The following is a 12,127-nucleotide window of genomic DNA, read 5'->3' as shown; positions in this document are numbered from 1 at the left end:
GCAACGACCACCGGGAGCGTTGAACCCAAATCTCAGAGCACGTTCTGGGTGCCGAGCAGCGCGGTGACCTGGCTGGACAGCGTGCCGCCGTTGCCGTGCAGCAGCGCCACGTCGGCCTTCTGCAACTGGCGCTCACCGGCCTGGCGGCGCAACTGGGTGACCGCCTCGATGATCAGGAACATGCCGTACATGCCCGGATGCACACAGGACAGCCCGCCGCCGTTGGTGTTCACCGCCAGCTCGCCGCCGGGGGCGATGCGCCCGCCCTGGACGAAGCGGCCGCCCTCGCCCTTGGGGCAGAATCCGAGGTCCTCGAGGAAGAGGATGGTGTTGATGGTGAACGCGTCGTAGACCATCACCAGATCGATGTCCGCGTGCGTCACACCGGCCATCTGCATGGCGCGCGGGCCGCTCTCCGAAGCCGCGGTCACGGTGAGGTCGGGCATCGCGACGATGGAGCGGTGCCATTGCGCGCCGGCGGCGCCGAGGAAATAGATCGGCGCCTTGGGCAGGTCCCGCGCGCGGTCGGCGCGCACCATCACGCAGGCGCCACCACCATCGGTGACCAGGCAGCAGTCGGCCTTGCTCAGCGGGTCGCTGACCATCCGAGCAGCGAGCACCTCATCGATGCTCAGCGGGCCGCGCGCAAAGGCCTCGGGGTTGAGGTTGGCCCAACCGCGCGCGGCCACGGCGACTTCGGCCAGGTGCTCACGGGTGGTGCCGTATTGATGCATGTGCCGGCTGGCGGCCAGTGCATAGGCAGTGATCGGGTGGCGCGGCTGGTAGGGCGTCTCGTGCCACTGCGGCTCGCTCATCGACACCAGCTTGCCGCCGGCGGTGCGCTGGTTGGAGCCGTAGCAGATCAGCGCCGCGTCACACAGGCCGGCCTCCAGGGCCAGGGTCGCCTGCAATAGATGCAGCTCGAAGCTGGAGCCGCCGACGTTGGTGCCATCGACAAATTTCGGCTTGATGCCCAGGTACTCGCAGACCGAGAGGGTCGGGAAGGCGTGGGAGCTGGTGGCCGAAAACACCGCGTCGATGTCCGAGAGCTTCAGCCCGGCGTCGGCGATGGCCTTCATCGAGGCCTGGCCGAGCAGTTCCATGGCGCTGTAGCCGTGGGCTTCGCCGATACCGGCGCTGCCGATGCCGACGATGGCGGTCTTGCCGCGCAGGACCTGGCTCATGCCTGCACCTCCGCCAGGGGCTCGAAGACCACGGCGGGGCCGCTGTCCTGCTGGGCGATGCGCGCCTTGACGCGGGTGCCGATGGGCAGGCTGAGGTGGCCTTCGATGCGCGACATCATGCGCACACCTTCGTCAAGGTCGACCAGGGCGACGTTGTAGTCACCGCTGCGGGCGCGGTTGACGGTCAGGGCATACAGGGTGCCCAGGCCACTGGCGGGAACCCATTCCAGGTCCGTCTCGCCGCTGCCGGGCACCTGGGTGCGCGGGTAGAACACGTGCCGGCCGGTGGAGGCGCTGCGCTGCAACATGAAGCGCCCCTGGGCGAGGAAGGCGAGGTACTGCGCCTCCGGCCCTGGCATGTTGCGGTCGGGGAAATCCACCATCGAGGTTTCTCCTTTGTTCTTGTTCTGCCTTTGTTGCAAAGTGCGTTACCGCCCATGCCAAGCCAGCTTCACTGAAGCCGTTGCAGGCGTCGCAGGGCCAGAATACATTCACAATACTGAATGTCAATCAGAATACAGAATATGACCACTGAAAAGACCGTCGAAGAAGCCAGCAGCAAACGCACCGGCAACGCCAAGGATGTCGGCGCCGTGGTGAACGCCATCCAGATCCTCCGTCACCTGGCCAACGCCGAAGGCCCCGAGGGCGCGACCGCCATCGCCCGCGCCACCGGCATCAGCCCGAGCACCACCTTCAACATCCTGCGTACGCTGAGCAACGAGCAGCTGACCTCGTTCGACAACGAGACCAAGACCTATCGCCTGGGCCTGGGCCTGTCGGAACTGGCAGTGAGCTTCATCGGCCGCAGCTACGCCGACCTGATCCAGCCGGAGCTGGAGCGCCTGAGCACCAATCACCACATTCTGATCGCCCTGTGGCAGGTCACCGACGACGCGCACATCCGCGTGATCGCCGTGTCCGCACCGACCGTGGCGCACGTCAACGTCGCCGTCGGCTCGCGCCTGCCGGAGCTGGCGGGCGCTGCCGGGCGCTGCATCGCCGGCCTGCGCAGCCTTCCCGACGATGAGCTGCGCCGTCGACTGACCCGCGTACGTTGGGAAAGTCCGCCGAGCTTCGAGGAGTACTGCGGCGATGCCGCCGCCACCCTGGAGCGTGGCTGGGCCATCGACCAGAATCACCTCTATCGCGGCGTCAGCATGGTTGCCAGCGCCATCATCGACCACGACCGCCAGCCACGCTTCATCATTTCCGGCATCGGCATCAGCGCCCAGCACGACCGCGAGAAGCTGGAGCAGATCGGCGCCAGCCTGCATGAGACAGCGCGCTTCATCAGCCGCTCGCTGTTCCCGCAGAGCATCGCCAGCCCAACGGAATAGCCCGAAGATCATTCATCATTCGAAATACCATTCCTTAAGATGGATGACTTCGGCAGGCGCAACAGCGCCGACGCGACACCACACGGCGATACGCCGCGCGCCGGCAGCCCGTGTCGCCGCACTCCCGATGCGACTGATGGCAGCGATATTCGCGGGCGGGGGCCCACAGCCGCGACTATCGCCGGTATCATGGCAAGTCTTGATGGAGTCCTGGCGGTGACCATCCCGCGGAGAACACCGTTCCCGCCACGCACCCGAATCCCTCGCCGATTCGGGCAGCCCGCCGCCAGAGCCCGCCAAACCCTCTGCCCGGATGCACGCCGACCTTGCATGGCTCGCGGCAGCCGCAGGTAATCCCATTGAATTGAGGCAACCATGGAACAGAAAGACATCGATTGGGGCACGCTCGGATTCGATTACATCAAGACCGACTTCCGTTACATCTCCCACTGGCGCGATGGTCTGTGGGACGACGGCAAGCTGACCGAAGACAACACCCTGCACATCAGCGAGGGCTCCTCCGCCCTGCACTACGGCCAACAGTGCTTCGAAGGCCTGAAGGCCTACCGCTGCAAGGACGGCTCGATCAACCTGTTCCGCCCGGACCAGAACGCCGCGCGCATGGCTCGCAGCTGCGCCCGCGTACTGATGCCGCAGGTGTCCGAAGCGCAGTTCATCGAGGCCTGCAAGCAGGTCGTACGCGCCAACGAGCGCTTCATTCCGCCGTACGGTTCCGGCGGCGCGCTGTACCTGCGTCCGTTCGTGATCGGCGTGGGCGACAACATCGGCGTCCGCCCGGCTCCGGAATTCATCTTCTCGGTGTTCTGCATCCCGGTCGGCGCCTACTTCAAGGGCGGCATGAAGCCCCATGACTTCGTGATCTCCACCTACGACCGCGCCGCTCCCAACGGCACCGGCGCCGCCAAGGTCGGTGGCAACTACGCCGCCAGCCTGATGCCGGGCGCCCAGGCCAAGAAAGACGGCTTCGCCGACTGCATCTACCTCGACCCGGCCACCCACAGCCGCATCGAGGAAGTGGGCTCGGCCAACTTCTTCGCCATCACTCACGACAACGAGTTCGTCACCCCGCGCTCCAGCTCGGTACTGCCAGGCATCACCCGCCTGTCGCTGATGCAACTGGCCGAACAGCGCCTGGGCCTGAAAGTGATCGAAGGCGACGTGCAGATCGACGACCTGGCCCGCTTCAAGGAGGCCGGCGCCTGCGGTACCGCAGCGGTGATCACGCCGATCGGCGGCATCCAGTACAAGGACAACCTGCACGTGTTCTTCAGCCGCGACGACGTCGGCCCGGTGACCCGTCGCCTCTACGAAGAGCTGACCGGCATCCAGAAGGGTGACGTGGAAGGCCCGGAAGGCTGGGTCGTCAAGGTCTGACCCTGACCCGCAGCCCCAACGAAAACGCCCGGCAGATGCCGGGCGTTTTCATTTCAGCCGCAGCCATTCACGCGGGACTGGGCAGCGCCGGCTGGCACAGCAGCCAGTCATGCAACAGTGCCTGCAACTCCTCGAACTTCACCGGCTTGGCCATGTAGTCGCTCATCCCGGCCGCCAGGCAGCGTTCGCGGTCGCCGCTATGGCTGTGAGCGGTGATCGCCAGCACCGGCAGGTCCGCGCAACGCGGCAGGGTGCGGATCGCCCGGCAGGTGGCGAAACCGTCCATCACCGGCATCTGGCAGTCCAGCAGCACGGTATCGATAGCCTCCCGGCGCAGCAGTTCGATGGCTTCGGCACCATTGTCGGCAGTTCGCACGCGGTACCCCAGCTTGAGCAACATGCCGCGGATCACCAACTGGTTGATGGCATTGTCCTCCACGACCAGCACGGTGCACTGGTCGGGACTGCGCAACACCTGGCCGCCCGCACGACGCGGCGGCGGAGCGATGCTCTGCACCGGCTGACCGACCTGCAAGTCGAGAGCGAAGCGGCTGCCCTGCCCCGGCATGGATTCGTGAGCCAGCGTACCGCCCAGCAGCGCGACCAGCTTGCGGCACAGCGCCAGGCCGATCCCCAGGCCGCCGTATTCGCGGGTCAGCGAGCCGTCGAGCTGGAAGAAGCGCTGGTACAGCGCACCATCCGACGGCGTCGAAAAACCGATGCCGCTGTCCTGCACCTCGATGCGCAGCGCCAGCCCTTCGCTGTTCGGTACACCGCCGACGCGCAGGTTCACGCCGCCCTGGTGGGTGAACTTGATGGCGTTGTCGATCAGGTAGCCGAGCGCCTGGGCCAGCTTGCCGGCGTCGCCTTCGAGAGTATCGGGCAGGCTCTCGTCCAACTGCAGGACAAAGCGCAGCCCGCGCTCTTCGGCACGCAGTGCGTACTGCGCGCGCAGGCCATCGCACAGGCCGCGCAGACTGAACGGCTCGCGGCGCGGGTAGAGCTTGCCGGCCTGCAGCTCGATCAGCGCGAGGATGTCGTTGACCATGCGCATCATGTCCCGCGCCGAGCCGGTGGCGGTCTTGTGGTATTGCGCCAGCTCGACGTCCATGGGCACCGTCTGCATCAGCTCCAGCGAGCCGATCACCCCGCTCATCGGCGTGCGCAGTTCGTGGGTGACGGTGGCGAGGAACTCGTCCTTCAGGCGGTTGCTGCTGGCCAGCTCCAGGTTCAGCTGCTCCAGCTTGCGACTGGTCTCCTGAAGGATGCGCGTGCGCTCCTCCTTCATGGCGTTGATGCGATCCGCCAGCGCCAGGGACAACAGGCCAACCTCCAGCGCAGAGCCGATCTGGCTGGCGTACATGGTGAGGAACACATTGGGCAGCAAGCCCAGCACCATCAGCGTGTTGATGATCCCGCCGAGCAGGAAGGCGCTCCAAGCGAAGATGAAGTAGCGCGCCACGCGCATGCCGCGCAGCCAGGCGACGATGCCGGCGGTGAAGATCACCACGGTGAACGCCAGCGCCAGGTAGGTCGCCAGGCGCAGGGCGACGGCATAACTGACGGTCAACGCCAGCACCATCACCAGCGCACCGACGCCCATCAGCACACGCAGGATGCGGTCGATCCACAGGCTGTGTTCGCGGGTGTGCAGGAAGCTGCGGGCGAACTGGCAGCCGAACAGGCCGGCCGAGCCGATCAGGAAAGGCGTGGAAGCATTGGCCCACCAGGGGTTGTTCGGCCAGAAGTACTCGATGCCCGCGCCGTTGACCGAGATCTGGTAGAGGCCGAACGAGGCTATATAAAGGATGTAGTAGAGGTAGCTGGTGTCGCGGACGCTGAGGAAGATGAACAGGTTGTAGATCAGCATCACCAGCAGCACGCCGTAGATGATGCCCAGCACATAGATGCGCCCCGGCTGTTCCTCCAGGTAGGCCTTGGGCGACCAGAGCGTCAGCGGCGCCTGGATCGAGCCCTGGCTCTCCAGGCGCAGGTAGACGCGCAGCGGCTTGCCCGGCTCCAGCTTGAGGTCGAACAGGTAGTTGTTCTGGCGGATCGGCCGACTATCGAACGGCAAGGTATCGCCCGTGCGCTGGGCCAGCGTGAAGCCGCCATGGCCGTCGGGCAGGTAGAGGTCGAGCTTGTCCAGCGGCGGATACGCCAGCTCCAGCAGCCAGTTGGCCGGATCGGACGAGACCTTCGGCTGGTAGTCCAGGTCCAAACGCAGCCAGAACACCGAGCGTGAATAGCCGGCATTGAGCACATCGCGCTCGTGGCGACGGAAACTGGCGGCCAGCGCCGGCGAGCTGATCTCGGCGATATCGGCCGTGCCGCGTACGTCCTCGAAGACATCCATCGCCCGCCCCAGAGGCAGTTGTCCGACGTGCTCGTCGAAGCTGATGGCGCTCGCCACTGGCGAGAGAATGAAAAGGATCAGGAAGATCAGCCAGTGCCGCATGGTGCCCCGCAGTGCCGCCGACAGCCGCGCCGGAGATCCCCATCTCCCGCTTTGGCGCACCGTGGTGGCGTGTGTTGGAATCGGCGAACTCTAGCACAGGCCTTGTGCCACGTGGCATTCGACCATTCGGGCAGGGCGCGTCCGGGCGATGCGCAATGGACCGTTCGGTCAGCTCAGCGACACGTTTTGGTGATAAGCTCCCGCGCCATGAAAACACCTGCCTCCCGTCCCGTAGTGCTCTGCCTGTCCGGCCACGACCCGAGTGGTGGCGCCGGCCTGCAGGCCGACATCGAAGCCCTGATCGCCCAAGGCTGCCACGCGGCGCCCGCCGTCACTGCACTGACCGTTCAGGATACCGTCAACGTTTCCGACTTCCGCGTGCTCGACCGCGAGTGGGTGCTGGCCCAGGCCAACGCCGTGATCGCCGACCTGTCGGTGGCCGCCGTCAAGCTGGGCATGCTCGGCTCGGTGCAGATGGTCGACACGGTCGTCGAGATCATGCAGTCCCTGCCGGGCATCCCGCTGGTCTGCGACCCGGTACTGCGCGCCGGCGGCGGTGGCTCGCTGGGCAAGGACGATGTCGGCTACGCCATGCGCGAACGCCTGCTGCCGATTGCCGCAGTTGCCACGCCGAACCTGCCCGAAGCGCGCATCCTCGCCGAACTGCCCAACGGCACCGCGGACGAGTGCGCCGACAAGCTGCTGCCGTATATCCAGACCCTGCTGATCACCGGCGGCCATGGCGACGAATCGGAAGTGCACAATCGCCTGTACACCCGAGACGGCCAGCGCCACACCTTCACCTGCCAGCGCCTGCCTGGCAGCTACCACGGCTCGGGCTGCACCCTGGCGAGCACCCTCGCCGGCCGCCTGGCCCTGGGCGAGGAACTGGTCAGCGCGGTGCGCAGCGCCCTGGACTACACCTGGCGCACGCTGCGCGACGCCGAAGCACCCGGGCACGGCCAGTACGTGCCGCGCCGCCTGCCGCTGGATTTCTGCTCTTAATGCTCCAGTGCCCGCTGCGACGGGCACCCTGATCGAGGTTGTGATGAAACTGCGCGGACTCTACGCCATCACCGACAGCCAACTGCTCGACGGCGGCCGCCTGCTGCCCTACGTCGAAGCCGCCCTGAAGGGCGGCGCCAAACTGCTGCAGTACCGCGACAAGTCCGACGACGCCTCGCGCCGCCTGCGCGAAGGCGAAGCCCTGCGCGACCTCTGCGCGCGCTACGGCGCCACACTGCTGATCAACGATGACGCCGAACTGGCTGCACGCCTGGGCGTCAGCGTGCACCTGGGGCAGACCGATGGCTCGCTGGCCGCGGCCCGCGCCCTGCTCGGCCGCGCGGCCATCATCGGCGGCACCTGCCACGCCAGCCTCGACCTGGCCGAAAAAGCCATCGCGGAAGGCGCCAGCTATGTCGCCTTCGGCCGCTTCTTCGCCTCCCAGACCAAACCCGGCGCCTCCGCCGCCAGCCCCGAGCTGCTGGAGCAGGCCAAGGCCCGCTTCAATGTGCCGCTGGTGGCCATCGGCGGCGTGACCCTGGAAAACGCGCCCGCGCTGATCGCCCGCGGTGCCGACATGATCGCCGTGATCCACGCCCTGTTCGCCGCCGACTCTGCGGCCGAAGTCGAACAGCGCGCCCGCGCCTTCAGCCAACTCTTCGAAACCCGCTGAGCGCCACGCGCCCAGCCCTTCACAGCTTCGCGAGGTACACCATGTCCCGTTCCGAAACGCTTTTCGCCAATGCCCAGAAACACATCCCCGGTGGCGTGAACTCGCCGGTGCGCGCGTTCAAGAGCGTCGGCGGCACCCCGCTGTTCTTCAAGCACGCGGAAGGCGCCTACGTGGTGGACGAGGATGACAAGCGCTACGTCGACTATGTCGGCTCCTGGGGCCCGATGATCCTCGGCCATAGCCACCCGGACGTCCTCGACGCCGTGCGCAAGCAACTCGACCACGGCCTGTCCTACGGCGCGCCGACCGCGCTGGAAGTGGAAATGGCCGACCTGGTCTGCTCCCTGGTTCCGTCCATGGACATGGTGCGCATGGTCAGCTCCGGCACCGAGGCCACCATGAGCGCCATCCGCCTGGCCCGCGGCTACACCGGCCGGGACAGCATCATCAAGTTCGAAGGCTGCTACCACGGCCACTCCGACAGCCTGCTGGTAAAAGCCGGTTCCGGCGCCCTGACCTTCGGCGTACCGAACTCCCCGGGCGTACCGGCGGCCTTCGCCAAGCACACCCTGACCCTGCCCTACAACGACATCGCCGCGGTGGAGAAGACCCTGGCTGAAGTCGGCAAGGACGTGGCCTGCATCATCGTCGAGCCGGTCGCCGGCAACATGAACTGCGTGCCGCCGGCCCCGGGCTTCCTCGAAGGCCTGCGCCGCCTGTGCGACCAGCACGGCGTGGTACTGATCTTCGACGAAGTGATGACCGGCTTCCGCGTGGCCCTGGGCGGCGCCCAGGCCCACTACGGCATCACCCCGGACCTGTCGACCTTCGGCAAGATCATCGGCGGCGGCATGCCGGTGGGCGCCTTCGGCGGCAAGCGCCAGATCATGGAGCAGATTTCCCCGCTCGGCCCGGTCTACCAGGCCGGCACCCTGTCGGGCAACCCGCTGGCCATGGCCGCCGGCCTCACCACCCTGCGCCTGATCAGCCGCCCCGGTTTCCACGACGAGCTGACCACCTATACGACCCGCATGCTGCAAGGCCTGCAGGAGCGCGCCGACGCCGCCGGCATCCCCTTCGTGACCACCCAGGCGGGTGCCGCGATGTTCGGCCTGTACTTCACCGGCGCCGACGCCATCGTCACCTTCGACGACGTGATGACCAGCGATGCCGAACGCTTCAAGCGCTTCTTCCACCTGATGCTGGATTCCGGCGTCTACCTGGCTCCTAGCGCCTTCGAGGCCGGCTTCACCTCCATCGCCCATGGCGAAGCCGAGCTGAAACTGACCCTGGATGCTGCCGAGCGCGCTTTCACCGCACTCAAGTAAAAAGCCCCTCGCGAAGGCGCCCATCCGGGCGCCTTCCGCTCTGCCCCGATGCTTTCGGGGCTTTATTCCCACGTCACCACGCCCCGCCGCGCCCGCCGTTTCCAGTAAAAAAACAGAAAAGAAGGTAAAGACTTTGTAAGGAAGCGCCTGCTTATTTCATAATGTGAAGGCTGGCGCATTTCGCCGGCCGGGTTTTACCCGCCCCGATTCTGGAGGCCGTTTCTCCCCATGTACCGTTCCGGTCGCACCCTGCTGGGTTGCCTGTTGCTCGCACTGCCCCTGTTCACTCAGGCGGGCGGCAACTCGCTGCTGATTCCAGCCACCGGACGCTGCACCCTGAACACCGTGCCGGAACAGCTGCAGCAGGCACTGGCCAGCTGCCAGCAAGCCGCCAACGCCGGCGATGCCCAGGCCCAGTTCGAACTGGGGGAATTCTTCTACACCGGCGAACGCGCACCGCGCGACTTCCAGGCCGCCCTGCACTGGTACGAGAAGGCTTCACTGCAAGGCCACGCCGACGCACAACTGCGCCTGGGCACCATGTTCTTCCGTGGCGAAGGCGTGAAGGCCAACAACGTGCAGGCCTACATCGTGCTGAAGATGGCTGCGGTCAACGGCGCCGAAGACGCCATGGACAGCGCCGACCTGGTCGCCGAGCAGATGAACAAGGACGAGCTGGACATCGCCACCAAGGTACTCGGCCAGATCTTCCGCAACTACCTGATCGAACTGCAGACCGCCGGCAACTCGCCGTTCTCGCCTCTGCCCTGATTCACACCACGGTAGATACCTGCAGGAGCGGGCCACGCCCGCGATCGCGCGCATGGCGCGCCCCTACAGAAAAGTCGGGGGATCAGTTGTCCTTGCCGGGCATCGGCATGGGGAACGGCATCACGTTACCGCTGGGCTTGGCCTCGCTGATCTTCGCGGTGCCCAGGCGCTCCACTTCGTCGATGCGGATGATCGAGTGCAGGGGCACGAAGCTGCGGATGACGCCGTCGAACTGCGCCTTGAGCTTCTCCTCGCTGGGGTCTACCACCACCTGGGTGCGCTCGCCGAAGACGAACTCCTCGATTTCCAGGAAACCCCACAGATCGCTCTGGTAGATCTGCTTGGCGTACATCTCGTACACCTGGCCCTGGTTGAGGAAGACCACCTTGTAGATCGGGTTCTCGCGCTTGCTCATGAACGAAGGATGACAGCTTTGCAAAAAGGGCACGCAGCATAACACAGGCAGCCATCCCCCACGTGCCGCCGCTGGTAGACACAAGCGGCGAGGCATATAATGCGCGGTCATTTTTTAACCAGCTCAAGACAGGTTCCATGGCCAAGAAGCTTTTCATCCAGACCCACGGTTGCCAGATGAACGAGTACGACAGCTCGCGCATGGCCGATCTGCTGGGTGAACACCAGGCCCTGGAAATCACCGAGAAAGCCGAAGAGGCGGACGTCATCCTGCTCAATACCTGCTCGATTCGCGAGAAGGCACAGGAGAAGGTGTTCTCCGAGCTGGGTGCCTGGCGCACGCTCAAGCAGCAGAACCCGAACCTGGTGATCGGCGTCGGCGGCTGCGTGGCCAGCCAGGAAGGCGCGGCGATCCGCGAGCGTGCGCCGTATGTCGACGTGGTGTTCGGTCCGCAAACCCTGCACCGTCTGCCGGAAATGATCGACGCCGCCCGCACCACCCGCAAACCGCAGGTGGATGTGTCCTTCCCGGAAATCGAGAAGTTCGATCGCCTGCCCGAGCCGCGGGTCGACGGCCCCACCGCCTTCGTCTCGGTGATGGAAGGCTGCAGCAAGTACTGCACCTTCTGCGTAGTGCCCTATACCCGAGGCGAGGAAGTCAGCCGCCCGTTCGACGACGTGCTCGCCGAGGTGATCCACCTGGCCGAGAACGGCGTGAAGGAAGTCACCCTGCTGGGCCAGAACGTCAACGGCTACCGCGGGCAGACCCACGACGGGCGCATCGCCGACTTCGCCGAGCTGATCCGCGTGGTTGCCGAGGTCGATGGTATCGAGCGCATCCGCTACACCACCTCGCACCCGCTGGAATTCTCCGATGCGCTGATCGCCGCCCACGCCGACGTGCCGCAACTGGTGAAGTTCGTCCACCTGCCTGTACAAGCCGGCTCCGACCGCATCCTCGCGGCCATGAAGCGCAATCACACCGCGCTGGAGTTCAAATCGCGCATCCGCAAGCTGAAGGCTGCGGTGCCGGACATCTGCATCAGCTCGGACTTCATCATCGGCTTCCCCGGCGAGACCGAGAAGGATTTCGAACAGACCCTGAAGCTGGTGGAAGACGTCGGCTTCGACTATTCCTTCTCCTTCATCTACAGCTCGCGCCCGGGCACCCCGGCCGCCGACCTCGTCGACGACACCCCGGAGGACGTGAAGAAGCAGCGCCTGCTGATCCTCAACAGCCGCCTCAATCAACAGGGCTTCGAGATCAGCCGACGGATGGTCGGCACGATCCAGCGGATCCTCGTCACCGACTTCGCCAAGCGCGATCCGGGCCAACTGCAAGGCCGCACGGAGAACAACCGCGTGGTCAACTTCCGCTGCGACAATCCGCGCCTGATCGGCCAGTTCGTCGACGTTGAAATCTACGAGGCGCTGCCCAATTCCCTGCGTGCGACGCTCGTGGAACCACGCCACTGACAATCAACCGCTGAATAACCCGGCGGCGACTGAACTTTCGTACTCGGTCGCGTGGGGTTATTCTTCGACCATCTCCCTTTGAA

At 65.7% G+C, this 12,127-nt stretch carries 11 protein-coding genes; 7 read left to right on the top strand and 4 right to left on the bottom strand.

The window, feature by feature from the left end; all coding sequences use genetic code 11:
• Positions 1–32: 32 nt before the first annotated feature.
• Positions 33–1,184, bottom strand: a complete 1,152-nt coding sequence (locus AC1ZV1_RS03950; protein ID WP_484295593.1) for a thiolase — start codon at positions 1,182–1,184, stop codon at positions 33–35.
• Complete coding sequence (locus tag AC1ZV1_RS03945; protein WP_484295592.1) at positions 1,181–1,567, bottom strand: Zn-ribbon domain-containing OB-fold protein; 387 nt, start codon at positions 1,565–1,567, stop codon at positions 1,181–1,183. The genes AC1ZV1_RS03950 and AC1ZV1_RS03945 overlap by 4 nt, the downstream gene beginning before the upstream one ends.
• Before the next feature lie 141 nt (positions 1,568–1,708).
• Here AC1ZV1_RS03945 and AC1ZV1_RS03940 point away from each other — a divergent pair, with 141 nt between their 5' ends.
• Together AC1ZV1_RS03940 and AC1ZV1_RS03935 are read left to right on the top strand one after the other, a co-directional pair.
• The gene (locus AC1ZV1_RS03940; protein ID WP_484295591.1) at positions 1,709–2,524 is read left to right on the top strand and encodes an IclR family transcriptional regulator; all 816 of its coding nucleotides are present in this window, start codon (positions 1,709–1,711) and stop codon (positions 2,522–2,524) included.
• Positions 2,525–2,899: 375 nt separating this feature from the next.
• Positions 2,900–3,919 carry a branched-chain amino acid aminotransferase gene (locus tag AC1ZV1_RS03935; protein ID WP_484295590.1) on the top strand — a complete coding sequence of 340 codons (1,020 nt, stop codon included), beginning with the start codon at positions 2,900–2,902 and terminating at the stop codon, positions 3,917–3,919.
• 67 nt (positions 3,920–3,986) lie between these two features.
• Here AC1ZV1_RS03935 and AC1ZV1_RS03930 read toward each other — a convergent pair whose 3' ends face one another.
• A complete protein-coding gene (locus AC1ZV1_RS03930; RefSeq protein WP_484295589.1) occupies positions 3,987–6,377 on the bottom strand; it encodes a hybrid sensor histidine kinase/response regulator in 2,391 nt (796 codons plus the stop codon).
• A 207-nt stretch (positions 6,378–6,584) separates the two neighbouring features.
• Between AC1ZV1_RS03930 and AC1ZV1_RS03925 the strand changes: the two genes are divergently transcribed.
• From AC1ZV1_RS03925 to AC1ZV1_RS03910, 4 genes are all read left to right on the top strand, one after another.
• A complete protein-coding gene (locus tag AC1ZV1_RS03925; protein WP_484295588.1) occupies positions 6,585–7,382 on the top strand; it encodes a hydroxymethylpyrimidine/phosphomethylpyrimidine kinase in 798 nt (265 codons plus the stop codon).
• A 43-nt stretch (positions 7,383–7,425) separates the two neighbouring features.
• Complete coding sequence (gene thiE, locus AC1ZV1_RS03920) at positions 7,426–8,055, top strand: thiamine phosphate synthase (RefSeq protein WP_484295587.1); 630 nt, start codon at positions 7,426–7,428, stop codon at positions 8,053–8,055.
• Between the two features lie 41 nt (positions 8,056–8,096).
• A complete protein-coding gene (hemL, locus tag AC1ZV1_RS03915) occupies positions 8,097–9,383 on the top strand; it encodes a glutamate-1-semialdehyde 2,1-aminomutase (protein ID WP_484295586.1) in 1,287 nt (428 codons plus the stop codon).
• A 228-nt stretch (positions 9,384–9,611) separates the two neighbouring features.
• Complete coding sequence (locus AC1ZV1_RS03910; RefSeq protein ID WP_017521798.1) at positions 9,612–10,154, top strand: tetratricopeptide repeat protein; 543 nt, start codon at positions 9,612–9,614, stop codon at positions 10,152–10,154.
• Positions 10,155–10,236: 82 nt separating this feature from the next.
• Here the strand turns inward: AC1ZV1_RS03910 and AC1ZV1_RS03905 are convergent, their stop codons facing one another.
• Positions 10,237–10,569, bottom strand: coding sequence for a DUF1820 family protein (locus AC1ZV1_RS03905; protein WP_138216935.1), 333 nt, complete (start codon positions 10,567–10,569; stop codon positions 10,237–10,239).
• A 137-nt stretch (positions 10,570–10,706) separates the two neighbouring features.
• Between AC1ZV1_RS03905 and miaB the strand changes: the two genes are divergently transcribed.
• Positions 10,707–12,044: a tRNA (N6-isopentenyl adenosine(37)-C2)-methylthiotransferase MiaB gene (miaB, locus tag AC1ZV1_RS03900; RefSeq protein ID WP_484295585.1), complete on the top strand. Its 1,338-nt coding sequence runs from the start codon at positions 10,707–10,709 to the stop codon at positions 12,042–12,044.
• The last annotated feature ends 83 nt before the right edge of the window (positions 12,045–12,127 follow it).

This window comes from Pseudomonas sp. BB438 (genome assembly GCF_057180225.1).
This window is presented reverse-complemented; position numbering and strand designations above follow the sequence as displayed.